Source organism: Amycolatopsis sp. NPDC003861 (genome assembly GCF_053605405.1).
Window position 1 is genome coordinate 1 of record NZ_JBSGJD010000137.1, and the last position, 25,546, is coordinate 25,546.

At 70.4% G+C, this 25,546-nt stretch carries 25 protein-coding genes and 3 pseudogenes; 12 read left to right on the forward strand and 16 right to left on the reverse strand.

What is annotated here, in order from left to right; translation table 11 throughout:
• The 3 genes and pseudogenes from ACWEVN_RS29125 to ACWEVN_RS29135 form a co-directional block, all read left to right on the forward strand.
• A pseudogene (locus ACWEVN_RS29125) lies at nt 1-342 on the forward strand (MFS transporter); the annotation flags it as partial.
• A 32-nt stretch (nt 343-374) separates the two neighbouring features.
• Nucleotides 375-1,496: an epoxide hydrolase family protein gene (locus ACWEVN_RS29130; RefSeq protein WP_452053426.1), complete on the forward strand. Its 1,122-nt coding sequence runs from the start codon at nt 375-377 to the stop codon at nt 1,494-1,496.
• Nucleotides 1,497-1,579: 83 nt separating this feature from the next.
• The gene (locus ACWEVN_RS29135) at nt 1,580-2,101 is read left to right on the forward strand and encodes a GNAT family N-acetyltransferase (RefSeq protein WP_452053427.1); all 522 of its coding nucleotides are present in this window, start codon (nt 1,580-1,582) and stop codon (nt 2,099-2,101) included.
• 120 nt (nt 2,102-2,221) lie between these two features.
• Here the strand turns inward: ACWEVN_RS29135 and ACWEVN_RS29140 are convergent, their stop codons facing one another.
• The 3 genes from ACWEVN_RS29140 to ACWEVN_RS29150 are packed head-to-tail and all read right to left on the reverse strand — an operon-like array spanning nt 2,222 to nt 4,600.
• A complete protein-coding gene (locus ACWEVN_RS29140) occupies nt 2,222-3,091 on the reverse strand; it encodes an aldo/keto reductase (RefSeq protein WP_452053428.1) in 870 nt (289 codons plus the stop codon).
• Nucleotides 3,088-3,708 carry an alpha/beta hydrolase gene (locus ACWEVN_RS29145; RefSeq protein WP_452053429.1) on the reverse strand — a complete coding sequence of 207 codons (621 nt, stop codon included), beginning with the start codon at nt 3,706-3,708 and terminating at the stop codon, nt 3,088-3,090. The genes ACWEVN_RS29140 and ACWEVN_RS29145 overlap by 4 nt, the downstream gene beginning before the upstream one ends.
• 34 nt (nt 3,709-3,742) lie before the next feature.
• On the reverse strand, nt 3,743-4,600 hold the full coding sequence (locus ACWEVN_RS29150; protein WP_452053430.1) for an NAD-dependent epimerase/dehydratase family protein: 858 nt from the start codon (nt 4,598-4,600) through the stop codon (nt 3,743-3,745).
• A 139-nt stretch (nt 4,601-4,739) separates the two neighbouring features.
• On the opposite strand from ACWEVN_RS29150, the gene ACWEVN_RS29155 reads away from it, so the two are divergent.
• The gene (locus ACWEVN_RS29155; protein WP_452053431.1) at nt 4,740-5,597 is read left to right on the forward strand and encodes a LysR family transcriptional regulator; all 858 of its coding nucleotides are present in this window, start codon (nt 4,740-4,742) and stop codon (nt 5,595-5,597) included.
• A 29-nt stretch (nt 5,598-5,626) separates the two neighbouring features.
• Here ACWEVN_RS29155 and ACWEVN_RS29160 read toward each other — a convergent pair whose 3' ends face one another.
• The gene (locus tag ACWEVN_RS29160; protein WP_452053432.1) at nt 5,627-6,205 is read right to left on the reverse strand and encodes a TetR/AcrR family transcriptional regulator; all 579 of its coding nucleotides are present in this window, start codon (nt 6,203-6,205) and stop codon (nt 5,627-5,629) included.
• A 104-nt stretch (nt 6,206-6,309) separates the two neighbouring features.
• On the opposite strand from ACWEVN_RS29160, the gene ACWEVN_RS29165 reads away from it, so the two are divergent.
• On the forward strand, nt 6,310-6,687 hold the full coding sequence (locus ACWEVN_RS29165) for a VOC family protein (protein WP_452053433.1): 378 nt from the start codon (nt 6,310-6,312) through the stop codon (nt 6,685-6,687).
• 208 nt (nt 6,688-6,895) lie between these two features.
• Nucleotides 6,896-7,348, forward strand: coding sequence for an ATP-binding protein (locus ACWEVN_RS29170; RefSeq protein ID WP_452053434.1), 453 nt, complete (start codon nt 6,896-6,898; stop codon nt 7,346-7,348).
• Nucleotides 7,349-7,830: 482 nt separating this feature from the next.
• Here the strand turns inward: ACWEVN_RS29170 and ACWEVN_RS29175 are convergent, their stop codons facing one another.
• Nucleotides 7,831-8,652, reverse strand: a complete 822-nt coding sequence (locus ACWEVN_RS29175) for a GAF and ANTAR domain-containing protein (RefSeq protein WP_452053435.1) — start codon at nt 8,650-8,652, stop codon at nt 7,831-7,833.
• A gap of 395 nt (nt 8,653-9,047) precedes the next feature.
• On the opposite strand from ACWEVN_RS29175, the gene ACWEVN_RS29180 reads away from it, so the two are divergent.
• Entirely contained in the window at nt 9,048-9,416 is a 369-nt protein-coding gene (locus ACWEVN_RS29180; RefSeq protein ID WP_452053436.1) for an STAS domain-containing protein, read from the forward strand.
• Nucleotides 9,417-9,869: 453 nt separating this feature from the next.
• On the opposite strand, the gene ACWEVN_RS29185 is transcribed toward ACWEVN_RS29180, so the two are convergent.
• Nucleotides 9,870-10,802 carry a hypothetical protein gene (locus ACWEVN_RS29185; protein WP_452053437.1) on the reverse strand — a complete coding sequence of 311 codons (933 nt, stop codon included), beginning with the start codon at nt 10,800-10,802 and terminating at the stop codon, nt 9,870-9,872.
• Between the two features lie 265 nt (nt 10,803-11,067).
• On the opposite strand from ACWEVN_RS29185, the gene ACWEVN_RS29190 reads away from it, so the two are divergent.
• On the forward strand, nt 11,068-11,826 hold the full coding sequence (locus ACWEVN_RS29190; RefSeq protein WP_452053438.1) for a S1 family peptidase: 759 nt from the start codon (nt 11,068-11,070) through the stop codon (nt 11,824-11,826).
• A gap of 627 nt (nt 11,827-12,453) precedes the next feature.
• Here the strand turns inward: ACWEVN_RS29190 and ACWEVN_RS29195 are convergent.
• Entirely contained in the window at nt 12,454-12,741 is a 288-nt protein-coding gene (locus ACWEVN_RS29195; protein WP_452053439.1) for a hypothetical protein, read from the reverse strand.
• Nucleotides 12,742-13,082: 341 nt separating this feature from the next.
• Here ACWEVN_RS29195 and ACWEVN_RS29200 point away from each other — a divergent pair.
• Nucleotides 13,083-13,154 (forward strand): annotated as a pseudogene (locus ACWEVN_RS29200) (hypothetical protein); the annotation flags it as partial.
• A gap of 139 nt (nt 13,155-13,293) precedes the next feature.
• On the opposite strand, the pseudogene ACWEVN_RS29205 reads toward ACWEVN_RS29200, so the two are convergent.
• From ACWEVN_RS29205 to ACWEVN_RS29240, 8 genes and pseudogenes are all read right to left on the reverse strand, one after another.
• A pseudogene (locus tag ACWEVN_RS29205) lies at nt 13,294-13,496 on the reverse strand (transposase); the annotation flags it as partial.
• Nucleotides 13,497-13,564: 68 nt separating this feature from the next.
• Nucleotides 13,565-14,023 (reverse strand): hypothetical protein, encoded by a 459-nt coding sequence (locus ACWEVN_RS29210; RefSeq protein WP_452053440.1) that lies wholly within the window; start codon nt 14,021-14,023, stop codon nt 13,565-13,567.
• A complete protein-coding gene (locus ACWEVN_RS29215) occupies nt 14,020-14,544 on the reverse strand; it encodes an RNA polymerase sigma factor (RefSeq protein ID WP_452053441.1) in 525 nt (174 codons plus the stop codon). The genes ACWEVN_RS29210 and ACWEVN_RS29215 overlap by 4 nt, the downstream gene beginning before the upstream one ends.
• 756 nt (nt 14,545-15,300) lie before the next feature.
• Complete coding sequence (locus ACWEVN_RS29220; protein ID WP_452053442.1) at nt 15,301-16,269, reverse strand: helix-turn-helix domain-containing protein; 969 nt, start codon at nt 16,267-16,269, stop codon at nt 15,301-15,303.
• 358 nt (nt 16,270-16,627) lie between these two features.
• Nucleotides 16,628-17,065, reverse strand: coding sequence for a response regulator (locus tag ACWEVN_RS29225; RefSeq protein WP_452053443.1), 438 nt, complete (start codon nt 17,063-17,065; stop codon nt 16,628-16,630).
• Nucleotides 17,062-18,594 carry a sensor histidine kinase gene (locus ACWEVN_RS29230; RefSeq protein WP_452053444.1) on the reverse strand — a complete coding sequence of 511 codons (1,533 nt, stop codon included), beginning with the start codon at nt 18,592-18,594 and terminating at the stop codon, nt 17,062-17,064. Before ACWEVN_RS29230 ends, ACWEVN_RS29225 begins: the two co-directional genes overlap by 4 nt.
• Nucleotides 18,591-19,811, reverse strand: coding sequence for a PP2C family protein-serine/threonine phosphatase (locus ACWEVN_RS29235; RefSeq protein ID WP_452053445.1), 1,221 nt, complete (start codon nt 19,809-19,811; stop codon nt 18,591-18,593). The genes ACWEVN_RS29230 and ACWEVN_RS29235 overlap by 4 nt, the downstream gene beginning before the upstream one ends.
• A gap of 760 nt (nt 19,812-20,571) precedes the next feature.
• Entirely contained in the window at nt 20,572-21,243 is a 672-nt protein-coding gene (locus ACWEVN_RS29240; RefSeq protein WP_452053446.1) for a TetR/AcrR family transcriptional regulator, read from the reverse strand.
• 91 nt (nt 21,244-21,334) lie between these two features.
• Between ACWEVN_RS29240 and ACWEVN_RS29245 the strand changes: the two genes are divergently transcribed.
• From ACWEVN_RS29245 to ACWEVN_RS29255, 3 genes are read left to right on the forward strand one after another with little or no spacing between them, the layout of a single operon-like run.
• The gene (locus tag ACWEVN_RS29245) at nt 21,335-22,786 is read left to right on the forward strand and encodes an MFS transporter (protein ID WP_452053447.1); all 1,452 of its coding nucleotides are present in this window, start codon (nt 21,335-21,337) and stop codon (nt 22,784-22,786) included.
• A 17-nt stretch (nt 22,787-22,803) separates the two neighbouring features.
• On the forward strand, nt 22,804-23,211 hold the full coding sequence (locus tag ACWEVN_RS29250; protein ID WP_452053448.1) for a PPOX class F420-dependent oxidoreductase: 408 nt from the start codon (nt 22,804-22,806) through the stop codon (nt 23,209-23,211).
• Between the two features lie 15 nt (nt 23,212-23,226).
• Entirely contained in the window at nt 23,227-24,141 is a 915-nt protein-coding gene (locus tag ACWEVN_RS29255; RefSeq protein ID WP_452053449.1) for an NADP-dependent oxidoreductase, read from the forward strand.
• A gap of 19 nt (nt 24,142-24,160) precedes the next feature.
• Here the strand turns inward: ACWEVN_RS29255 and ACWEVN_RS29260 are convergent, their stop codons facing one another.
• Nucleotides 24,161-25,372 carry an IS110 family transposase gene (locus ACWEVN_RS29260; RefSeq protein ID WP_452053450.1) on the reverse strand — a complete coding sequence of 404 codons (1,212 nt, stop codon included), beginning with the start codon at nt 25,370-25,372 and terminating at the stop codon, nt 24,161-24,163.
• Between the last annotated feature and the right edge of the window lie 174 nt (nt 25,373-25,546).

Consider the following 25,546-nt stretch of genomic DNA (forward strand, 5'->3'; position numbering starts at 1 on the left):
CAGGCGGCGGCCGGGCTCGCCGCGCTCACCCTCGCCGGCGTGCTCGTGGTCGCCGTCGCCGACGGGCCGGTTCCGGTCGTCGCCGGCGCGGCGCTGACGGTGTGCGGGTTCACCGGCGCCCAGACCGTACTGGTGGGACTTGCGCCGGACCTGGTCGCCGCGGGCGAGCGCGACAGCGCGCAGGGCCTGTTCAACTTCATGACCGCCTTGGGTGGCGGGATCGGTCCGGCCGCAGTCGCCGGCCTCTCCGGCACCGTGCCGGTGCCGGTGGCCCTCGCGGTGCTCGGTCTCCTTCCTCTGGTGGGAGTCGTCCTCAGCCTGACCCGGCGCCCCGGCGCCTGACCCGACCACCCGTCACCGAAGAGGAGTCCGCGATGGCCGCCGAGCCGTTCGAGGTCGGCATCACCGACGCCGAAATCGCCGATCTGCGCGACCGGTTGCGCCGCACGCGCTGGCCCGAGCCCGAACCGGTCGACGACTGGTCCCAGGGCATCCCGCTCGCCTACACCCGGGAACTCTGCCGCAGCTGGGCCGAAGAATACGACTTCGGGTTCGCCGAGCGCGTCAACGCCTTCCCCCAGTACCGCGACACGATCGACGGGCTCGGCATCCACTTCCTGCACGTCCGCTCACCGGAACCGGACGCTTTGCCGCTGGTGCTCACCCACGGCTGGCCCGGTTCGGTGCTCGAATTCCTCGACGTCCTCGGCCCGCTGACCGACCCGCGCGCCCACGGCGGCGACCCCGCCGACGCCTTCCACGTCGTGGCTCCCTCCCTGCCCGGCTACGGCTGGAGCGACAAGCCGTCGACGACCGGCTGGGGCGTCACCCGCATCGCGCGGGCCTGGGACACCTTGATGGTCTCGCTGGGCTACCAGCGCTACGGCGCCCAAGGCGGCGACTGGGGCTCGGCCGTGTCCGGCAAGCTCGGCGAAGTCGCGCCCGAACGCGTCGCCGCCGTGCACCTGAACCTGGGCTCCGTGGCCGCGGGCACCTTCGACGACCCCACCCCCTCGGAGCTGGCCAACCTCGAAGCCGAGAAGGAGTTCCAACGCAGCGGCCGGGGCTACTCGGCGCTCCAGGCGACCCGGCCGCAGACACTCGGCTACGGCCTCACCGACTCCCCCGCCGGCCAAGCCGCGTGGATCGCCGAGAAGTTCCGGGCCTGGACCGACCACGACGGCAACCACGAAATCGCCGTGTCCCGGCAGAAGATCCTCGACGAAATCTCGGTCTACTGGTTCACCGCTTCAGCCACCTCCTCGGCGCGCTTGTACTGGGAAAGCTTCGCCCACTTCCGCGACAAGGTCACCGCGCCGTCCGGGCTGTCGGTCTATCCGCGTGACATCACCCGCCCGTCGCGACGAGAAGCCGAGCTGCGGTTCACCGACTTGCGCTGGTTCGAGGAAATGCCGCGCGGTGGCCACTTCGCCGCCTTGGAACAACCGGAGTCGCTCGTCGACCAGGTGCGCGGGTTCTTCCGCCTCTTCCGCTGACAGGCGCGACCTCCGCCGGTGCTCCACCAGTTCGAGAAAGCTTTCGCCCGATATTCGGGTTGCGGGCTCTTTAGAGTTGAGGTGTGCAGACCGAACGGCTACTTCTCCGCCCGCTCACCCGCGACGATCTGGACGCGTGCGCCGCCTACACGTCCCTGGAGTCCACCACGACCTATCTGCGGTGGGAGCCACGCAGTCGTGAGGAGACGGCGATCTGGCTGGAGCGGGCCGTCACCGGTGCGGGCGACTCGCTCGCCGTGATCCGCAAGGACACCGGTGGGTTCATCGGCGACGTCGGCATGTGGCCGGGCGAGCACAACAGCGCGGAGATCGGCTACGTGCTGCATCCCGACCACTACGGCAACGGGTTTGCGACCGAGGCCGTCCGGGAACTGATCCGGTTCGGGTTCGCCGACCGCGGCTACCACCGCATCGTCGCGCGGCTGAACGCGCGCAACCACAGTTCGCGGAAGATCGTGGAACGTCTGGGAATGCGACGTGAGGCCCACTTCTTCCGCAACGAGTTCGTCAAGGGCGAGTGGACCGATGAGTACGTCTACGCAACGCTCGCCGACGAGTGGCAGGTCCGCTCAGAGGCAGGTTGACACCCCATCGACACCACGACCCGGCTCTCCGTGATCCGGCTTGAGGTTGAGCGTCTGCCTCCGGTGCGATCCCGCAACCCGTTGTGGCTACCGGGTTCGGCAGTGTGCGGGGCGCATGGCTCACGCCTCCGCGGCGAGGCCGGTGATCGCCGCGAGGTCCTTACCGGACAGCCGGATGTCCGCGGCGGCCAGGTTGTCCTTCAGGTGCGCGACGCGGGTCGTACCGGGGATCGGCAGCATCACCGGCGAACGGTGCAGCAACCACGCCAGCGCGATTTGCCGGGTCGTCACCCCGTGCCGGGCGGCGATCGGCTCGATCACCGCCACGACCTTGTCCGGGTCCGGGCCTTCGGTGAGGGTGACCGGGTGCCAGGGCGAGAAGACCGCACCGCTGTCCTCGGCCGCTCGCAGCAACTCCGCGCCCGTACGCGCACCGGCGTTGAAATGTGCGGTGACCGCTGCGATCTCCACGATCTCCCGCGCGGACCGGAACTGTTCGAGCGTCACATTGGACAGTCCGATGTGCCGGATCAGCCCCTCGTCCCGCAACGCGGCGAGGGTGGCGACCTGGTCCTCGAACGGTGTATCGGTAGCGCGGCCGCTGTGCAGGTAGTACAGGTCGATCGTGTCGACACCCAGCCGGCGCGCGCTCAGGTGGGCGCTTTGCCGCAGGTAGTTGGGGTTGCCGACGGCACCAAGCGTGGCGTAGTCGAAGCCGCCGCGCACGAATCCGCCCTTGGTCGCGATGACCAGGTCTTCGGAGTAGGGGTGCAGTGCGTCGCGGATGAGGGCCTCGTTGGTGTGCGGGCCGTAGACGTCGGCGGTGTCGATGAACGTGACACCGGCGTCGACGGCCGCGCGCAGGACGGCGATGCCGCCGTCGCGGTCGGGGTACTCGCCCCAGACCTGCTTCCCCGTCAGCTGCATGGCGCCGAAACCGATCCGGCCGGCACGCAGGTCACCGCCGATGGTGAGGACTCTCGAAGTCATCCGGACCTCCCTGCTGAAGTGAGCTGCTTGCCGACGAAGTCGGCGACGTCGTCGATTGCCCGGCCGCGGACGTCGTGCCCCAGCCCGGGATAGACATGGACCTCGGCCGTGGCGTGGCGAGCGAGCCACCGTTCGGTCCGCGCGAGCGCCCCGGCCGGGATGACCCGGTCTTCCCGGCCCCGTCCCCAATAGACCGGCGGCCGCGTGCCGCTCAGCGATTCGTCGCCGGGCTGCTCGTCGCGCACGACGAACCCCGCCAGGTTCACGCAGTAGGCGAACCGGTGCGGCGCCAGCCGCATGAGCTGGTGCGCCATCGCCGCACCTTGCGAAAAGCCGAGCAGCCCGATCGACGGCGCCTCGACGGTCTCCAGCCACGAGAGCACGTCCAGCGCCGCCGCGTTCGCCACCTGCGGCCGAGGATCACCGATCGGGTTGCCCGCACTGGGGAACCACGCGTATCCACCGGCTTCGGGAATCCGCGCCGCACCGAGGCGACCACGACCTCGTCGGGCAGGCGCGGGGTGATCAGCCGGTCCAGGTGTGTCTCGTCGTAGCTCCAGCCGTGCAGCATCACCAGCAGCGGCCGTGAGCCGCGAACACGCTCCTCTTCGGACCACAGCACCGCTTCCCGGTCCATTCCCGGTTCCTGGTTCATTGAGCGGTGAACTCGGTCAGCGGGTGGGTGTGCACCGGGGTCCACCCGAGTTCACGCTGCGCCTTGGCCGAGGTCAGCTGCTGGTCGAGAGCGAACGCGTCGGCGATCGGGCCCATCTGCTCGCGGGCCTGCTCGAGGCTGAGGGAGACGGTCTTCCCGTCGAGCCCGGCGGCGTGGGCGCATGCCTCGGCGACCTCCTTGGCCGTCGGGTTGACGCCGCCCACCCCGAGGTACACCGAGCCCGCCGGCGCGGACAGCGCCGCCACGTAGAGCCGGGCGAGGTCGTCGAGGTGGATCAGGGCCCAGTGGTTGCCGCCGTCGCCGAGGTACGGGATCGCGCCGCTTTCCTTGCCCGGCTGGACGAAGAAGATGTCGATCAGGCGGTTGTCGCCGCCGTAGAGGAGGCCCGGTTGGACGATGACCGGCCGTCCGCCGCCGGCGGCCCGGGCCAGCACCGCCTCTTCGACGGCCCGCCGCCAGGCCACGATCGCCGGCGGGTTCCATGGCGCGCTCTCGTCCCGGACCCCGTCGGTGTCGCCGTAGACCCAGCTGCCGCCGGTGTGCACGTAGGTGCCGCCTCCGACGCCGTCCTGCATCGCGGTGGCGGCCGCCAGGTCCTCCTCGCCGCTGGTGGCCTGGGCGAGGTGGATCACGGCTTCCGCCCGCGCCGCCGCCTGGTCGAGCACGTCGAGGTCGGTCAGGCCACCACGGACCGCGCTCGCCCCGGCGGCGACCACCGCCGCCTCGGCGCGCTCGCTGCGCGCGAGCGCTTCGACGGTGTGCCCCTGCCGGACCAGCTCGCCGATGGTCGCACGGCCGATGTAGCCCGAGCCGCCCGTGAGGAAGATCTTCATCACTGTCCCTTCACCCGTGTTTTCGTTCCTCCTCCACGGTGGCCGGTGCCCCCGCCCTCCGTCCAAGACCCGTTCCGCGCGCTGTGATGCCGCGACGGCATCACAAACTTGCGATGATGGGCGCGGGAGGTGGGCCGACGTGGACTTCGACCTGCGGAAGCTGCGATACTTCGTCGCGGTCGCCGAAGAGCTGCACTTCGGCCGGGCCGCCGCGCGGCTGCACATCGCCCAGCCCGCGTTGTCGCGCCAGATCCGCGCCCTCGAGGACGAGCTGAAGACGCCGCTGTTCGTTCGCGACCGCCGGAGCACGGTCCTCACCGCGGCGGGCGAACAGCTTCTCACCGACGCCCGGGACCTGCTGGCGGCGGCCGAAGCCGTGCACCGGCGGGTCACGGCCGCGGCCGAGGCGAAGCCGGTGCTCATCGTCGGGTTCATGCCGGGCATCGTGGTCACCCCGGCGGTGCGGGCACTGGCCCGGCAGGGCATCGGCGTCCGGCTGCTGCGCACCAGCTGGCACGACCAGGTGGAAGTCCTCCACGACGGCCGCGTGGACGTCAGCATCATCAGGCTGCCGGCCGACCAGCGCGGGCTGACCGTGCGGCCGCTGTTCACCGAACCCCGCGTCGTGATGGTGCCCGCCGGGCACCGGCTGGCCGGGAAGGAGTCCGTGTCGGTCACCGAACTCGCCGACGAGCACCTGCTGCAGGACCCCGACGCCGTCCCGGAATGGCGGGACATCGCCCTCGAACTGCGCAAACCCGACCGTCCCGAGGTCCCGCGCATCCACAGCGTCGAAGAGAAACTGGAACTGGTCGCCGCCGGAGCGGGCATCAGCGTCATCCCGTTGTCGACGGCGACGTTCTACACCCGCTCGGACGTCTTCGGCATCCCGGTCGAAGACATCGGGCCGAACCAGGTGTCCCTGGCCTGGCTCGCGACGCGCCGATCCCCCCTGATCGAAGCCTTCCTCGCCGCCGCGGACAACCTGGTCCCCTAGACTCGGGCCCGCCCGTCATGTCGAACGGGTCAGGCGCCGAGATGGCCAAGGGCGTCCTCGACCACGCGCGCGACGAACGCGGCGTCGAGGGGTTCGCGGGAGAACCAGCGACGGTAGAACAGCGGGCCGGCGACGGCGGCGGTGACGTCGGCCGGCCCGCGATCCGCGGCGAGCTCACCGCGGGCTTGCGCGCGTTCGGTCACCACACCGAACGGAGCCATCAACCGGGCGTGCAGATCCGCATGCAGCCCGGCCAGCTCGGGCTCGCGCTCGGCGGCGTCCACGATGGAGGGCAAGACCGCCGCCCAGCGAGCGCTCCGCAGCTGCTCGGCCAACGCCTCGGCCAAGGCGACGAGATCCCCGCCGAAGCTGCCCGTGTCGGGAACCGCAGGCGCCGACCCGATCGTCGAGCACGCCTCGATCAGCAGCGCGGCCCGAGACGGCCAGTGGCGGTAGATCGTGGTCTTGGACACGCCCGAACGTCGCGACACCTCGTCGATGCTGACACCGCCGATGCCACCCGCCGACAGCAACTCGTACGTCTGGGCGAGCACCGCCGCCTTGGACCGCTGGACTCGAACGTCGACGAAGTCCCCGGATCGGGCCACCTGGTGATCTCCGTTCTTCTCCTCGCCGAAACAGTACGGTACTGTACCGTACTGTTTCGCGGAGCCGGACAGCCCGGCTCGCCGAGAGCAGCCAGGAGAACGCCGTGAAGCTCGCCTCAATACGCCTCGTCACCGACGACCTGCCCGCCCTGACCGCTTTCTACTCCACGCTCACGAAGACCGAGCCGGTGACCCCCTTCGGGTCCGGCGACTACGCCGAACTGCACACCGAAGGCAGCATCATCGCGCTGGCCGGCAGCGCGGGGGTCAAGCGGTTCAACAACAACGCCGCCGTGGCCGCCGCCAACCGATCCGCCATCATCGAATTCGAGGTCGACGACGTCGACGCCGAACGCGCCCGCCTGGTCGACCAGGTCACCGATTGGGTCCAGGAACCCACCAACCAGCCATGGGGAAACCGATCGATGCTCCTGCGCGACCCCGACGGCAACCTCATCAACATCTACTCCACCGGACACTGACGGCACCGGCACCTGCCCGAACGCCGGGCTGAGGTCCGGCTGGGCTCCGGGCAAGGCCACGGCGCGTTACCCATGCCCCGGCGAGCTATTGCCCAGTGCCGCAGCGGCGATCGCCGATTCGCGGGATTGACGCCGCCGAGGGCTGGGTATGGCTGGTGTGCGGACGTCTTCAGCAGGGAGGACGGAGCCCGGAAAGGGATGATCGGTCATGCCCGAAGGGAGCGACGCCGGAAGCGAGGCGGCGCCGTGGTCGTTGGACCTTCGCGGCACCACCGCCCCGGTCCTGGTGCAGGTCCGCCGTTGGGCCTCGCGCACGCTGACGCAGATCGACGACGCTCACCTGAGTGACGTGCTGCTCGTGGCCACCGAGCTGGTGACCAACGCCTACGACCACAGCCGAGGGCCCCTGCAGATCCGGATGAGCCACACGCCGACGCCGTGCCGGGTGCGGATCGAGGTCGACGACAGCTCCCCGGACCAGCCCGTCGTCGCGGCACCGTCTCCGCAGCGGCTCGGCGGCCGCGGCATGCAGATCGTCGGCAAGCTCGCCGAGACCTGGGGCGTGCTCGCGCACCCGGCGGGCGGCAAGACGGTGTGGGCCGAAGTGTCCTGCGCCGGGCTGGACGCGATGTCCTGCACTGCGGCGCGCGCCCACCCGTGACACGGCGTCCTGGTGAAGCCGAAGGCGGTCGTCGGTGGGAGGCGTGCCGCGTCATGGCGTCGGCGGTGGCGAGCCGGCAGCGCAATCCGGACAGGTCGGCGAGCGTGATCGTGAGGGTGCGGGTGGGCCGGTAGCCGAGTCCGCCGTGTTCGGTCGTGCCAAGGGCACGCCGGTGGATCGCGACGGCGGCCAGCACCTGGGCGACCGCGGCCGGCAATCCCGGGACCGCGGCCTCGACGGAGCCGACCTGATCGAGGAGCCTCCCCGGACAGCGATCCGAGAGCGCCCGGTGCACTGACGTAAGGGATCCCGGCAGCCCGGGGCGGTTCCGCCGGCCCGAGGTCTGGACCGGCGGAACCTCGGTCCGGGCCTTCTGCGCGCGGAAGGCTCGGACTTGGCGACTGACTACCCAACCCGAAATTGATTCACACCGTTCGGCGGCAGCCATTGCCCTGTTCGGACTCACCACCCGCCGGGGCAGGTCAGCCGTCGAGCTCATGGTGTCGCTGGGTCAGCGTGCGGGCCAGCTCCGCCAGCTTCACGTTCAGTTCCTGCGACGTGCGGCGGAGAATGTCGAACGCCTCGTCGGCCGACACCCCGCGGCGGTTCATCAGGATGCCTTTGGCCTGCCCGATCACGTCCCGGCCGTCGATGGCCCGCTGCAGGTTCTTTTCCCGCAACGCGGCCGCGGTGTGTGCGGCCGACCCGGCCAGCGCCAGCGACGCGTGCGACGACAAGATCAGCGCGTGGTCGACCGCGTTGCCGCTGAACGCGCCCGTGCGCCGGCTGTAGAGGTTGATCGCGCCCGGCGGCAGGCCGGACTTGCGATCCGGCAGCAACGTCGTGGCCAGCAACGACCGGAACCCCAACCGCGCCGCCCGCGGCCCGAACTCCGGGAACGCGACCGAGCCGGCCAGGTCGTCGCTCAGGCAGTGCCCGGGCCCGTTGTGCCGCGCGGCCTCCAGGCACGGCCCCTCGCCGGTCCGGTACTGGATCCGGTCCAGTTCCTCGGCCTCCGCACCGGTCCGGACGGGGGTGTGGAACCCGCCGTCGGGCGAGCGCATCGTGATGCTGGCCAGTTCGGCGCCGGGAACGATCCGCAGCGCCGCGGACACCACGCGTTCCATCGCCTCGTGCAGGGAACCGGCCTCGAGGAGCACCGAGGCGAGCGCGCCGAACCGCTGCGCCAGCGGCCCGTCACCATCAACGCCACACCGGTCCCAGCCGTCACCGGCCGGCTCCGCTCCGAACGTGACCCGATCGGCCTCCCACGGGTCGTCGGTCTGCGCGTAGACGTCGGTCAATCCGGTCTCCTCTTGCCCGCCCGATCGCCGGGCACCGCGCCCACACCCTACCGACCGGCAGGAGCGGCTGCTTGCCCCGGCGGAATCACCCGCATGGCCATGAGGGACGCGTCGGTCGGCGGTAGGGCGATTCAAATACGATGCAAGCTGTCTATTTACCATCGCGGGCTTCCACTCTTTCCGCACCGCTTGGACCTCGCCACATGCCGTCCCTGCCTCGTGATTACCCGAGCACACTGGATCGCCGCTCCGTCAGGACACTCTGCCGACTCGGCATTTCCGAGTTCCGCGGCGTAGATTCGCATCGTTCCTGCATCGCAGACCGGAGGTCCCATGGCACCCGACCAGCTCGCCTGCCGGGCGCATCGGTCCGCGACCGCACCGAAGCCACGGCGATGACCGCAGACCCGCCACCGCCGGCCGCGTTCGTCATCTCCGCGCATCGGGAAGGCACGGTCACCCTGCTGCGCCTGGACGGCGAATTCGATCTGAACGCCCAGGACGCGCTGGCCGAAGCGCTGGCCGCCGCAGGTGCCACCACGGTCGTCGACGGGCGGAACATCACCTTCTGCGGCGCCGGCTGCCTGGGCCGCCTCCTCACGGCGGCTTACCAAGCCGGGCGACGAGGCGGCCGGATCATCCTGGCCACGACGGCTCCCAGGGTGTTGCGACCGCTGTCCGTGCTCGACACCGGCCACCACCTCACGGTGACCGCGCTTCCCGACGAGGCGCTGGCCCTGCTGTCGGCCACCGATCCGCGGTGATCCCGCCTACGCTGCGAAGGCGCCCGGCAAGCGAGAGGATGTCGTCCTCGTGACCGAGTCCGCCGCCGAACCGGTCGCCGGAGGGCGATGATTGGAGCGGGCACGGCCGCCACCCGAGCCGATACGGGACGTTGTGACGACCGGGCTGCGCGGCGTCAGATCGCGCGTTCGGACAGCTCGCTTTCGAGGAACTCCTGCAGCTTCGCTTCCTCGTGGCTCCACCGCCACCGCAGCGCGGCGAACAGCGCCACGAAGCCCGCGACCATGCACGCACCAACCACATCTCCGTGTCACAGTGATCACCCGGGCGGATCAATGACTCTTCGCCTGAGTAGCATCAGCGAGACAGCCACGAGATGTCGACGCCGGCGGCTGTCGGGGTGGACCTCCGGCTGAGGCTGCTTCTTAAGCGAGCCGGCAGCATGCTCGACGAGAACCCACGGCCGTGGCCGATCAGGGCCAGCCCCAGCGCAGCCCACGGATGCCGGCGCCCACCTCGCTCGCGAAGCAGAGGGCAGGCGTCTCCGGCGCCACCGGGACAGCGGCGACCTCGCGCTCCACACCACCCGGCCCGTCCAGCCGGTAAGCGTGGCAGGCCGAGGGCAACGCCTCCGGCGCGAAGTGCACCTCCACCAGGTGCTCGGCCACCGGATGCCGGAAGCGGCGATCGTAGCTGGTGTCGGGTACGTCATCGGTGTATTCGAACTCGTACTCGAGGATCGCGATCTCGCCGGCCGCCAGCGGGCGGACCGGGACCAGCTCACTGATCACGAACCCCGGCTCCGCCAGGACTTCGGTGCGCACCGCCCGGCAGTACCGCGTCGACACCAGCCGCGGCGGGCGGCCGGGGGCGCAGCCACGGAGAGCCACCACCCTGGCCTGGACCGGTTCCTCGATCGCCCGCACGACCTCGCGCACCCGCAGGCGGGTGAGGCACCGGTCGGCGCCCACATAGACGGCCTCGTGCAGGCTGAGCACCAGCAACGATGTTTCGTCGGCCGCGTCGAACGAACGCAGCACCGGCAGCACGCCGTTGCGCGGACCCCACAACCGTTCCCAGCCCACCGGATCGGGCGCGCCGCAATGGCCGGGGCGGGACAGCAGGCCGGTCAGCGAGCGGGCCGGCAACCCGAGGACGTCTTCCAGCACCGTCACCGCGCGCAGGGAATGCGGCCGCTCGGGGCGGGTCCGCCCGGTGCGCCAGTAACTGAGCGTCGTCGTGCTGACCGGAACACCCGCGGCCGTCAAGCGGCTGCCGAGGCGGGCGAGTCCCAGGCCGCTGCGGTCGATGGCCAGCGAGAGCGCGCGGCTGAACGGGCCCTCGGCGAGGACCTGCGCCAGGTCCCGCCTGGCGGCCTCCGGCGGCGGCACCGCGAACAACGGCATGGCGATCCTCGGCGTCGGTGCGGAGAAACGAGGTGCCGTCGGCGGATCGCGCCGGCGTGGCGGAAGCGTCCGGTCGTGCCGGATCACCACCGGTCTAACAGGCGCGGACCACGCCTGTCACCCGACGAACGTCGGCGGACGACGCACAACCCGCCGAAAGATCCGTCTTGTTCCGTTGATCCTCTCCGATCTTCCGACGGTTACCGAAGCAACACCAACTGATTACGTTCGGTGAGTCCCCACCGGTCCCCGTCAAGGAGTCCCGATGCGCAATCCTCTCGCCCGATCCGCCGCCCTGCTCGCCGTGTCCTGCGCCGCGTTCGCCACCCTCGCGGCCGCCCCGGCGTCGGCGAGCACCCCGCTCACGCCGGTTCCGTCCGGTGCCGAACCGTCGATCATCGACGGCAGCACGGCCCAGAACCCCGGCTACATCACCCGGTTCAACGGCCACGCCAACGGCTACACCTTCTTCTGCACCAGCACGCTGATCGGCGCACGCTGGGTGCTGACGGCCAAGCACTGCATGTACGACGACAACGGGCGACGGCTGACCGACATCGACCTCTACGTCGGCTCCAACAGCGCCTCCGGTGGCGTGCACGCGAAGGCGTCCTCGACGTACGTGTACTCCGGCGGCGACCTCGCCCTGATCAAGCTGAACACCAACGGAGGCAGCACCTTCGCCCGGCTCGCCGGCAGCTCGTCGGACGCACGGGAAGGCGACTCCGCCCGCGTCTACGGCTGGGGCGCGACCCAGTCCACCGACGAAGGCAACCACCAGTCGGCCGTCCTGAAGCAGGCTTCGGTGCGGATCGCCGACACCAGTGCCACCGACTACTTCGGCGGCCCGGCCATCGCGGCCGACACCCTCGACGGCGCGGTGGCCGGCGGCGACTCCGGCGGCCCGATGATCGACGACGGTGTGCAGGTCGGGGTCTGCTCGACCAGCGACCGGTCCAGCACCACCACCTACGGCAGCGTCGCGGCGGGCCGCAGCTGGATCCGCCAGGTCAGCGGGATCTGACGACTGCCGCGCGGCGGTGTCGCCGACGGTCCACCCGGACCGTCGGCGACCTCGCACGGCGGCCGCCCGGTGAATCCAGAGTTCCGGCATCGCGAAAATCGCCCGCGCGAGCACGGTCTGGGTCATCGCCCGCCGCAACGCCTGCTCCAGGCCGGGCCCGTCTTGCGGGGGTGCCGAGGCGTCGTCGGCATTCAGCCGAAGCTGCAACGCGTAGTGGCGCAGGAAGCGGCGGACTCGAAGGCCAGGCAACGCACCGGCCGCCGCAAGCCACCACGGCGACCCGGAGTCCGACACCGCCGCGACCGACGACACTCCGGTGCCGTGGCGCGCTGCGCCGGTCTCATCCGTCAGCGCAACGTCATCGCCGTCGCCGCCGTGGTGAGTGCGCCGACCGCCGCCCCCTCGGGCAGGTCGGCGAAAGTGTCCGGCGTCGAAACCGGTGACCATCGTGATCGCGGTCGTCGCGGTTCTGGCCGCCGGCGCACGCCCCGCCCGCTGACGCGGCGACCCCGCAGGGCGTTGCACGGCGGCGATCGAGCGCGGTGCCCGGCAGTCCGATGAGGACGAGGCTCGACCAGCGCAGCGCGTGAAACACGGTGGGACGCCGAAGCGCCCCACCGCCACTATTCACTTAGGCCAGTAATTGAACCTGTAGCCGCTGTAACAGATACCTGCGCAGCCGGGGTCACGAGGAAAGTACTCGATCGGCCCAACTTTGTAGTATCGAGCGAATTCGCTCCGCTCAATAACACAGCTATTGTAGTTTTCGCCACACCATTTGCTGTTGACATCCGCCACGCCGACACTGGTAGACGCCGTCGCGGCGCCACCCTGAGCAGCCATCGCGACACCCGGAACAGTCAACGCCGCCACTGCGGCACCGGCCACGACGAACGTCTTTACAAGATTCTTCACAATCCCCCTTGGAAAATTGCGGGCGGAATTCGGATTCCGCATGTTCGCGCAGATGATGCATGAGTTACCGAGTTCAATGCACAGCGAAACGCGAAATAGAATCCAGTCTTCCCCCGGTCAGGTTCGAATACGCCTGGGGAGGCTAGCATCAAGTTGATCATTCCGCCAGGCCAACCCCGGACTCTCGTGCCGGACGGGTGCGGCAGCTGGCCACCGGCCGCGCAGGCACGGGCCCTGGAACCGGCGTTGCCGGCCGTGAAGATGGCCGGCTACAGCCACATCAGCATCGACGGCACCCTGATCGAGACCGACCGGTGCCGCACCCCGGCCGGACCGAGGGAGTGGACCGGTGGTGGTCAGGCAAACACGCCGACCACGGCGGGAACATCCAGGTCATCACCGCCCCCGACGGCTGGCCCCTGTGGACCTCCGAGTCCGCTCCCGGCCGCGAATACGACACCGCCGCCCTCGCGGGCATCCCGAAATCCTGCCTGCCCTCACCACCTGGATCACCGAGAGCCTCCCCGCTCACGCCGACCTCGGTTACACCAGGCGGCGGTCCTTGTCGTGGTCGTAGCCGCGGTCGGCGAAAAAGCCGGCGCGGCCGCTGGCGTGGTTTGCCGACCATGCCGCGGATCGGCGGGATGGCGTCGATCCGCGGAATCAGCTGCTGGATGACGTCATTGCGGTGCCCGCCGGTGAGCGTGACCGCGAGCGGGGTACCCATGGGCGTCGGTGATCAGGTGGTGCTTGGAGCTTCGCATCGACGTAGAAGCTGCACCTATCACTTCACGTGCGCCGCCGGATTCGGCTTGGAGAGCAGCTATTCCGCACGCCGGCTCAGCTGCTCTCGGCGTAGGAGAAGCGCCGCGCGATCGCGGCGGGCGCCCCGCAGCCGCACCACCGCGACGCCACCGAGCACGAGCACCATCAGCATCAGTTCGGGTTCGGCGCGGTGCCGCAACGTCGTGATGACCAGGACGCCGGCGGTGAACAACAACCAGGCCGCCACCCCGAGCCAGCCGGCGACCACGCGGTCGCGGGCGAACAGCGGCGCCCGGCGCGTCACCGCCCAGGTGCCGAACGCCGCCCAGCCCACCCCGATCACCACGAGCACGGCGAACGCGACCTTGGTGCGCGGGGGAAGCCCCGGCTCGGTGGCCCACAACAGCCCGGCCACGCCGCTGCCCAGCAGCCCCGCCAGGGCGACGCTCACGTAGCCGACTCGCCGCCGCAGCGACAGCGGCCGCTCGAGCCGCTGGATGACCTCTTCCGGCGTCATACCTCGTACTCCTTCCGCGTCAATTCCTCCCGCAGCAGCCTTCGGGCCCGGTTGAGCCGCGACTTCACCGTGCCGACCGGCACGCTGCAGATCTGGGCACACACCTCGAGAGGGAGGTCCTCGAGGTAGAACAGCACCAGCACCTCACGTTCCCGGACCGGCAGCGCGCCCACAGCGCCGGCGAGCACCTCCCGGTCGGCGACCGCATCGATCTCGTCCGGGCCGGACAACTCCTCCAACGGGTCGGGCTCGGGCGTGGGTTGACCGTAGGTGTCACGCAGCCGGTTCGTCACAGCGCGGCGGGCGATGGTGAACAACCACGGCGTGAACCGTTCTGGCTCGCGCAGTCTCGGTAGCCCCTTGAACACCGCCAGCCACACTTCCTGCACAACGTCGTCGTCCGGGCCCGCGAGCATTCGCCCGACGTAGCGTTCGACCGCCCCGTGCCAGCGGTGCACCAGCTCGGAGAACGCGTCACGCTCGCCCAGCCGGCACCGCACGATCAGCAGTTCATCGCTCATCTGCCCTCCTTCCCCTGTTCAGTCGGCGAGGGCACGCGAAAGGTTCACGGCGCTGCATGACAAGCCGGCAGCCCATCTCCCCGCGCCCGCCGGGCGTCCAGGAGACAACAACCGAGCACGACCTCGGCGCCTGTCTCCCCCGCTACCGCCGCAAGCCGGGAGTCGTCGGGACCTTCGTCGCCGTCGCCCCCTTCGCGGGCACCCACGCTCGAACCGAGGAGCACGCCCGGGCGTGGCTTCCACGGGGGCCGCTTTCGCTGCACTCGAGGCCGAGCGGCGCCCCGCCAGGCCCGCCATCTTCGGCTGCTACTGGGCCCCTCACACCCGTCCCTCTCCGTGGCGCGTCCACCGCCGCCGCGACCGCAGCCTCACTACCTGCGCCCTGGCCTACCCACACGACGCACCGGGCGCCGCGGCGATCGGCGTGCTGATCCAGCAACACGCAGCTCCCGAGGTCGTCGGGTACGAACTCGACAACCTCACCGGCCGCGTCAGCGCAGCCCGCTGGCAGCCACACCCCACACCCGCATCAGCCGCGGCGTTCCCGCGCATCGGCTGCTCGGTCGTCTGTGGTGCCCGGGGCGGGGCGCTGCGCTGCACGTGCAGACCCAGCCAGCGCAGCCGGACGGACATGTCGCCATCGCTGGCGCGGACCTGGTGAATGATCAGGAGCGTGGCGGTGAGAACCAGGAGCAGGGTCGCTATGGCAGCCGCCCATGGGACGGTGCCGCCGAACAGAACGGACCACATGGCCGCTCACCGCGGGTGCCGAGCGCGGACCTGGCTTGCAGCGATACCGAACTGCTGCCGGAAGTCACGGGCGAACTGGTCTGGCCGCAGGTAACCGTGCGCGGCGATGAGGTCCTTGATGGGAATGCCGGCCTTGGCCGGGTCCAGGAGGCTGCGATGGCATTCGCGCAGGCGCAGCTGTTTGACCAGACGCATGGGGGTGAGGCCGCTGTCGCGGAACAGCAGGTGCAGGGACCGCGGTGACAAGTGTGCGGCCCTGGCGAGCTGTTCGACGTTCAGGCCGGGATCGCCGAGGCGGCGGCGGGTGAGGTTGCTGAGGTGAGCGATCCACAGGGTCTGGCGCGTGTGGGGACTGATCCCGCTCGGCCGGCCCAGCCATACCCGGATCAGGCCGGTGACGCTCTCGCACAAGACGTCCGCGAGTGCGGGATCGGGCGACGGCAGGGTGGGGTCGAGCCCCTGGAGGAACTGCGCGATCAGGCTTCGTCCTGGGAGGTCCCTCGGGACGCGGGTGCTGGTCAAGCGACGGACGGCGACGCGAGGCACGGGCACCTGGGATCGCGGGATCGAGAGCATGACCGCCCGCATCCGCGTGGGTTCCGTGCCATGCGTGCTGTCGCAAGGGCTGGACAGGTCGAACAGGGCCATGTCGTTGGCTCTGAGCGGGACCGGCCGGCCTTCCTGCTCGCCGATCATCACGCCACTGGTGCTCAGGAAGACGCGGTAGCACTCCGGGTCGCGGGCCTGGATGAGGCGCTGGGTCCGCCTGGTCACGAGCTGGGCATCGGCTGACCAGGTGACGTGCTCGAGCTCGAGGTCGCCGATCCTGGCCGTCGACATCACAGCGAGCAGGCGGCCGGGTGCCCGCCCGTCGACGGCCACCGGGGCCAGCTCGGTAGCGGAAGCCGCCTGGTAGTAGTCGTACCGGTCGAGCGGATGAACACTTCTGGTGTCGTACAGCATCTCCATCTGCATGGCCGCTCCACTGACTTCGAAAACCGGGAACCCGACCCATTGTCGGCCGGTTCGGCCGGTCCCGGCTTGACTGTGAGCGCACGAATGCGGATGCGGCACGTTCACCCCGTGATCACCCGCCAGGCGGGTGAAGATCAAGCATCAGGTCGTGGTGTGCGACGCAGCCGCGTTGGCCGCCGAGAGCGAGTTCCCGGCTGCTCGGGCGGCACAGTCACCGCCGAGGCGCGGGGTTGCGGCGAGCACGCAGCGTCGCCGGCCGGGGCGGCCATGTCGGCTTGCGTAGGCAGAAGGGTGCGGGCGTTGCCGGTGAAGGGTTTCAGCATGTGGGGCGACGTGTCTGACGACCATCCGCCGCACCTCAATGCGGCAACTTCACCACCGTGACGAAAAAACTGTCGATCTGCCGGACGATGTCGACGAACCGGTCGAAGTCCACGGGTTTGGTGACGTAGGCGTTGGCGTGCAGGTCGTAGCTGCGCGCGATGTCCTCTTCGGCCTCGGACGTGGTCAGCACGACGACCGGGATGCTGCGCAGCTCGGGGCTGGCTTTCACTTCGGCGAGCACCTCGCGGCCGTCCCGGCGGGGCAGGTTCAGGTCCAGCAGGATCAGGCTCGGCCGGGGCGCGTCCTCGTACGGCGGCTCCCGGCGCAGGAACTGCAGAGCCTGCTCGCCGTCGGAAACCACCGACAGCGTGTTGCGGATCTTGTAGTGCTCGAAAGCTTCCTGCGTCATCAGGACGTCGCCGGGATCGTCCTCGACGAGCAGGACGTCGATCGGTTCGAGGGAATCGGTCATGCCGCGTCCTTTTCTTCGGTGGTCCCGGCAGCTTCCGGGAGGGCGGGGAGGGAGAAGCGGAAGCAGGTGCCCGCGGTGACGTCGGCGGCCAGCCAGATCCGGCCGCCGTGGTGCTCGACGATCTTGCGGCACATCGCCAGCCCGATGCCCGTGCCGGGGTAGTCGCCCCGGCCGTGCAGGCGCTGGAAGATCACGAAGATCCGCTCGGCGTACTGCGCGTCGATCCCGATCCCGTTGTCCGTCACGGAAAACACCCACTCGCCGCCGTCGCGTTCGACCGTGACGGCGATTTCCGGTGGCTCTTCGCCGCGGAACTTGAGGGCGTTGCCGATCAGGTTCTGGAACACCGCGGTGAGCAGGGACACTTCGCCTCGCACCGGCGGCAGATCGTCGGCAACGGTGACGCGTGCGCCGGTTTCCGCGATGACACTCTCCAGGTTGGCGGTCGCGGCGGCGACGAGAGCCGAGGTTTCGGTTTCGACCGGTTCCCCTCCGCGACGGCCGACGCGGGAGAACGCCAGCAGGTCGTTGATGAGCACCTGCATCCGTTTCGCGCCGTCGACGGCGAACCCGATGTACTGCTCACCCCGCTCGTCGAGCTTGTCGGAGTAGCGTTTTTCCAGCAGCTGGCAGAAGCTCGTCACCTTCCGCAGCGGCTCCTGCAGGTCGTGGGAGGCGACGTAGGCGAACTGCTCGAGGTCGGAGTTCGAGCGCTCCAGCGCGTGCGTCCGGGATTCCAGCTGCGCGTGCGCCTGCTCCAGCTCGGTCACCTCGTCGAGGATGCGCCGCCGCAGCGCGTCGACGTCGGCACCCAGCTGCCGCACCTCGCGGGGCCCGGTGCCGGTGACCGGGCGGTGCAGGTCGCGGGAGGCGGTGTCGCGCACGGCGGCGGCCAGCGCTTGGATGGGGCCGACCACCGCGCGGCGCAGACCGGCGAACAGCAGCACGAACGCCACCGCGATCACCGCCGCGATCGCGATCAGCATCCAGGTCAGCAGGTGCGACGCCCGGGTCAGATCCGCCCGGCCGTCCGCGCGCGCGGTTTCCAGGTGGGTGATTTGGTCGGCCAAGCGGACGCGCAGCGCGTCGAACAGGGTCTTGCTCCGCTCGACCTGCGCGGCCGTGGGCGTGCCGGGCACGAGCGCCGCGGTCCGCCAGGCGTCGCCGGCGGCCAGGACGACGTCGAGGTCACGGCCGACCTGGTTGTCCGGGGCCGCGCCCAGCCGGCGCAACTCGGCCACGGCCCGGTCCTGCTCGGCCAGACCGGTCCGGTACGGGTCGAGGAAGTCCTGCTGGCCGGTCAGCAGGTAGCCGCGGACCCCGGTCTCCTGGTTGACCAGCGCGGTCGACAAGGCGTTCGCCTGCAGCAGCTGCGGCCCCGTCTGGTCCAGCAGCCGGGTCCGGGCGTCGCTGAGGTTGGTCAGCGCGATCGCGCCGCCGGCGAGCGCCGCCACGAGCAGCACCGCTTCGACGAGCGCCAGGAGCCCGACCCAGCGCCGCAGGGGCCAGGCCGACGAGAGGGAGGTCATCGGTTGTCTCCGGTGGGCAGATGGGTCAGCAGGACCAGCGCGATGTCGTCGTCGAGCGGGCCGTCGTTCAGGTCCTGGACCCGGCTGATCAGCGCGTCCAGCGCCGCACCCGGGTCCACGGGCCGCGCGATCTCCTCTTCGGCCAGGCCCGCCATCTCGTCGTGGCCCAGCCGGTCACCGTGTTTCGTCCGGCCTTCGAAGATCCCGTCGGTGTAGAGCAGCAGGGACCACCCCGGCTCGAACGCGACCTCGGTCTGCCGCCGGGGTCTTCGCGGCGGAACCCCCAACGGCGGCCCGAGCGCCGACGAGGCCAGCAGCCTCGCCGGGCCACTCTGCGGCAGCAGCAGCGGCGGCGGGTGACCGGCCAGCGTCATCCGCGCGGACCGCCGGTCCGGGGCGACGGTGATCGTGCACACGGTCGCGAACAGCGGCTTGATCTGCTCGTTCTCCAGGACCCGCTCGACCGTGCTCAGCACCTCCAGCGCCGGCAAACCGGCCAGCACCAGCGCTCGCCACGCGATCCTCAGGGCGACGCCGAGCGCGGCCTCGTCCGGGCCGTGACCGCAGACATCGCCGATGATCACCTCGACCGTGCCGTCGGCGAGCTCGACGGTGTCGTAGAAGTCGCCACCCAGCAACGCACCGTCACGGCCCGGCCGGTACCGGACGGCGAGCCCGAGCTCGCGGTCCTCCAGCAACGGCGTGGGAAGCAGACCTCGCTCGAGGCGGGCGTTCTCGCCCGCCAGCAGCTGCTGCTCCAGCAGCTGCTGCTCCACGCCTTCGGCCCGGCGCCGCTCCCAGGCGTACCGCATGGCCCGCATCAGCAGGTGGCCGTCGACCTGGTCCTTGCCGAGGTAGTCCTGCGCGCCGGCCGCGACCGCGGCCACCCCGGTCGCGGTGTCGTTCTGCCCGGTCAGCACCACGACCGCGACCTCGGGCCGGTGCTGCCGCAACGCCGTCAGCGCCACCAGGCCGGTCGCGTCCGGCAGCTGCAGGTCGAGCAGGACGCAGTCGACGCCGCCGGCCTGCGCCAGCGCGGCCGCCAAGGTCGGCACCCGCAGCAGCGTGAACCGCCCGGCCTCGGCCGGCAGGTCGGCCAGCATCTCCTCGACCAGCAGCGCGTCACCGTCGTCGTCTTCGACGAGCAGTACCGACAACCGCTCGACCACGGCGAGCGGCGGGGAAACGACGGCAGGGCCGATCGGAGGAGCGGTCACGACTTCGAGCCTCTCTGGTACTGAGGCCTCACCAAGTGCCGCGCACAGGCCACCGGGATCAGGCACAACGACGCCCACACGGGCGCTCGCCGGTGGCTGTGGACTCAACCGGCGTCAGCTTATCCCCCGCCGCTCAGCGGTCTCGCGGGCCCAGGCCAGATGTCGCTCCAGTCTCCGCGCCCCGGGTCTGATTGCCAACCGCGGCCACCGGCAACACGGTTATCGGTCAAACTCTCCTTTGAACAGCGAATTGACTCGATATTGAGCCGGCGCCCCAGCCGCACCATCCACCGGGGTGATCGTTCCGTCGCCGAAGATCAACGCGGCGCCGAAGATAAGACGGCGTCAAGGTCGCGACGCCGTTTCCGCCGCTCAATGGCGCGGTCCAGCTCACGGTCGCCGCTCGCCGGGGTGCTGCCGCTGCCACCGCCGACGAGCAGCAACGCACCGTCGCCGGCGGAGGCCAGGCCGGCCGACTCACGAGCAGTCGGTACGTAGGCGGTGTCGCCAGGCCGCTTTCGCACCACTCCGGTGCCCTACCCGAAGCGGTCAGGGAGTCCTGACGCTGCCTCGGGAAACGGCGGACCACGGAGTTGACGGCGAAGCGGCGGTTCGGGTGGCAGCCGGCGAGGCGCCGGCGTGGCTGCTTGCGGAAGCCGAGGAACCACCGCCGCACTCGCGCCGATTACCTCGCGCCGCCTTCGGCCTTGTCTCCGGGCAGATGTGTTACGGGTTCGCGAGTTCGGCGCGCCCGCCGCGCTCAGGTCTTGGCCAGAAGCCGGTCGAGCACCCGGTCGAGCCCGAAGACGAACAGCTCGTCGTCCGGCCACCCGGCATCGACGAACCCGGACGAGCTGAGGGTCGGATAGCGTTCGGCGGAATCGAGGATGTGCGCGCGGACCTTGGCGATCGCGGCCGGGTCGTCCAGCCGGCGCCAGGTGGCGTCCGCCAGCGACGCGCCGAGCACGAAGCCGGCGAGGGTGCGGGTCGCGGCCGCGAGCTCCAGCCCGGCCAGCCCGGCCTGGACGAGCTTCGCCTGGATGAACTCGGTCCGCGCCAGCACGTTGGGCCCGAGCAGCGGGCGGCCGAGCAGCGCGGGCGACCACGGATGGGCGAGCATCGCGGCGCGCCAGCCGACGAGCAGCGTCCGGAGCCCGTCCCGGGGCTCCGAGCCGGGCGGGGGCACCGGTACTTCGCCGACGACGTGGTCGAGCGCGAGGTCGAGCAGGTCTTCCTTGGTCGCGACGTGCCAGTAGAGCGCGGTGGACGTCACCTCGAGCCGTTCGGCGAGCTTGCGCATCGTCAGCCGTTCCGCGCCCGCCGCGTCGAGCTCGGCGATCGCCGCGGTGATGATCCGCTCCAGGGTGAGCGGCGTGTTCCGCCTCGGCGGTCGTGGCGGCTCGTCCCGCAGCCAGAGGACGTCGTCGATCATGACCGGTCACCTTACCCGTCCACATTTGACTTATCATCGGTAAGTTAATATAACATCGGTAAGTCAAGTCCGTGACGATCGAAGGTCTCCTATGAAATCCGTAGCCGTCCCGAACCGGTGGCTCGCGCTGGTCGCCCTCAGCCTGGCCCAGCTGACGGTCATCCTGGACTCCACGATCGTGAACATCGCCCTGCCCACCGCACAGCACGACCTGGGCTTCTCCGATGACAACCGCCAATGGGTCGTCACCGGCTACGCCCTCGCCTTCGGCAGCCTCCTGCTCCTCGGCGGCCGCCTCGGCGACTTCTACGGGCGCAAACGCTTGTTCATCGCCGGCCTGCTCGGGTTCGCCGCCGCCTCCGCTCTCGGCGGCGCCGCGGACGGGTTCACCCCCCTGCTCATCGCCCGCATCGCCCAAGGCGCCTTCGCCGCCATCCTGGCCCCCGCCGCCCTGGCCATGGTCTCGGTGACCTTCGCCGGCAACGCCGACGAACGCGGCCGCGCCTTCGGCGTCTTCGGCGCCATCTCCGGCGCCGGCGGCGCACTCGGCCTGCTCCTGGGCGGCGTCCTCACCCAGAACCTGTCCTGGCGCTGGTGCCTCTACGCCAACGTCGTCATCGCCGCGATCGCGATCGCCGGCGCACTGGTCTTCCTCGTCGACCACGCCCGACCGGAACGCACCCGGCTCGACCTCACGGGCACCGTCCTCGCGCTGCTCGGCCTGTTCGGGATCGTCTACGGTCTCGGCAACGCCGCGACGCGCGGGTGGACCGACGCCTGGACCCTCGGCCCGACCGCGTTCGGGGTGCTCCTCGTCGTCGCGTTCGTCGTGGTCGAACGCCGGGTCCGCGACCCCCTGCTGCCGCTGTCGGTGGTCATGGACCGCGACCGGGGCGCGTCCTACCTGACGATCGGCATTTCCGGCACCGGCGGCTTCGCCGTGTTCCTGTTCGTCACCTACTACCTCGCCGACACCCTGAAGTTCACCCCGGTGCAGAGCGGACTGGCGTTCCTGCCCATGGTCGTCCTCGTCATGGCCGGCGCGGTCGTCTCCGGCGCGGTGCTGCTTCCCCGCTTCGGGCCCCGCCCGATCGTCCCGCTCGGCAGCCTCCTCGCCGCGGCCGGCATGGTCCTGCTCACCGGCATCGACGCGGACTCGACCTACACCGGGGGCGTGCTGCCGGGCCTGCTCGTCATCGGCCTCGGTCTCGGCCTGATCTTCGGACCGGGCCAGAACGCGGCCACCAGCGGCGTGCGACCGCACGAAACCGGGGTCGCCTCGGCGATGGCCAACATCACCCAGCAGGTCGGCGGCTCGATCGGCCTCGCGGTGTTCAGCTCCCTCGGCGCGACCGCCACCACGAGCTACCTCACCGCCCACGCCGCGACCGCCCCCGCCACCCTCGCCGCGGCGACCTTCGCCGGCTACCACTTCGTGTTCCGGATCGCCGCCGCGCTGTTCTTCGTCGGTGCCCTGCTCGCCGCCGGCCTCTTCCGCAGCGGCCCGCTCGCGGTCGCCCCCGACCCCGTCCTCACCCACTGACTGACCCGAGGAGCCACATGTTCACCGATAAGGAAATCCAATACCTGAACGACCAGCCCCTGTGCCGCGTGGCCACCGCACAGCCCGACGGAACCCTCCAGGTCAGCCCGGTCGGCTTCACCTACAACCCCGACACGCAGACCATCGACCTGATGGGCCTGCACCTCCGCAAGAGCCGCCGCTTCCGCAACGTCGCCGACAACGGCCGCATCGCCCTCGTCATCGACGACGTCCCCAGCACCGACCCCTGGCGAGTCCGTTCCCTGGAAATCCGCGGCCACGCCGAAGCCATCGCCGACGTCGACACTCCCGGCCACCACGACGACGCGATGATCCGCGTCCACCCGAAACGCATCATCGCCATCGGCGTCGAGGACTGGGACGTCGACTACACCAAGCAGACCCCCCACAGCCGCAACGTCTGACCGGAGACAACCACCATGAAAGCAGTGCAGTTCAAGCACTACGGCGGCCCCGAGGTCCTCGAACTGGTCGACCTCCCCGACCCGCACCCCGGCCCCGGCCAGGTCCGGATCACCGTCCGCGCGGCCGGGATCAGCGCCAGCGACACGAAAATCCGCCGCGGCGAACTCAGCTTCGGCGCCACCCTCCCCCAGACCACGGGCGCCGACGTCGCCGGCGTCGTCGACGAGATCGGCGCCGACGTCACCGACGTCGCCGTCGGCGACCGCATCTTCGGCATCTCCGACAACCAGGCCGCCGCCGCCGAATACGCGCTGCTGACCTACCGGGCGCCGATCCCACCCTCGCTCGGGTTCGCCGACGCCGCCGGCATCCCCGCGGCTCTCGAAACCGCCACCCGCGGCCTCGACCAGCTCCACGTCACCGCCGGCACCACCCTGTTCGTCAACGGCGCCTCCGGCGGCGTCGGCACCGCCACGGTCCAGCTCGCCCTCGCCCGCGGCGCCCGGGTCATCGGCTCCGCCGGCGCCCGCAACAGCGGCTTCCTCAGCACCCTGGGCGCGGAACCGGTGGTCTACGGGGACGGCATGACCGACCGCGTCCGCGCCCTCGCTCCCGACGGCGTCGACGTCGCCCTCGACGTCGCCGGGAACGGAATCCTGCCCGAGCTCATCGCCCTCGCCGGCGGGGATGCGAAGAACGTCATCACCGTCGCCGACTTCGCCGGCGCTGAAGCGCACGGCGTGCACTTCAGCAACGGCTTCGCCGACGGCAACGCCTTCCACGCCCTCGCCACCATCGGCGACCTCATCGAAGCCGGGAAGTTCTGGCTGCCGGTCGAACGGACCTACCCACTGGCCGACATCGCCGAAGCCCACCACGCCGCCGAGACCGGCCACGTCCGCGGCCGCCTGGTCCTCATCGTCAACTGAAGGAATCTGAATGACCGTGTCAAGCCGCAGCGGTAGCGGGTTGTGGCGCGGTCGGTGTGAATGTCCGGCCGTCGCGCAGCAAGGCCCAGAGCACGTCGACGAGGCGGCGGGCCAGCGCCAGCAAGGCCTGGGTGTGGATCAATCGTTCGCCGCGTTTGCGGTCGTAGAAGGTTCGCGACGGTCCGCTGGCGCGGATGCTGGACAGGGCAGCCAAGTAGAACACGCGGCGCAGCCTGCGGTTGTATCTCTTGGGGCGGCGCATGTTCCCGGTGACCCTGCCCGAGTCTTGTGGCACGGGAACAAGTCCCGCGTAGGAGGCCAGGCGCCCGGAGGTGGCGAAGGCGGCGAGGGTGCCGCCGGTGGCCACGATGAACTCGGCGCCCAGGATCGGCCCGAGGCCGGGCAGCGACTCGATGATTCCCGCCTGCGGGTGTTCCCGGAACTGGCTGGTCAGCAGCTTGTCGGTGTCCTTGATCTGCCGGTCCAAATCCAGCAGCCGGCGGGCCAGACCGGCGACCAGCGTTGCGGTGGTGGCCTCACCGGGCAGCCGCACCGTCTGAGCATGCGCGGCGGTCAGCGCATCGGCGACCATGCCAGGGATGCCCTTGGCCCAGGCGCCGTGCTCGCGCAGGTAAGCGGCCACGCCGGGTTCGCCGGCCGCGCGGATCGCCTGCGGGGTCTGGAACCCGGTGAGCAGGATCAAGGCGCTGCGGGTGGAGTAGTCGAAGGCACGTTCCAGTGCGGGGAAGATGCCGGTCAGCAGGTCGCGCAGCCGGTTGACACCGCGGACCCAGTCGGCCATCAGGTCCTCGCGGTGGGCGGTGAGCCGGCCAAGTTCGATCACCAGGTCGTCGCTGGCGGTGACCGGCGTCAGGTCGGTCCGCATCCGCGCGGTCTCGGCGATCACCCGCGCGTCTTTGGCGTCCGACTTCGCCTCGCCACGGAACACCCCGGTCATCCGGTTGACGACCCGGCCGGGAACGTAGACCACGTGCTGCCCGGTCGCGATGAGGACCGCGACCAGCAGCGCGGCGGCGTTACTGGTCAGATCGATCGCCCACCGCACCTCGCCGGCGGTCTGGCCGGCGCGGGTGACCAGCTGATCGATCGCGGCCTGGTCGTTGGCGACCTTCTGCGAGAACACCACCTCGCCGGCCGCGTCCATCGCGCACGCATGATGCGTCGCTTTGCCCACATCGACACCGACCCACACCAGCGATCGATCCGTCACGCTCGTTCTCCTGTTGTTGCAAGTCAAGCCCGTGGACAACCCCGCCAGCAGGTCCCTAAACAGCGACGGTTCGCAGCAGGGGACTGCCCCGAGTTTGGTTGACTCGCAGGTGGGGTGGATCAGGCCGCGGTTGCGTGCCTGCTGATTGTCTCAAACTCGATCGGCGTGAGCTTG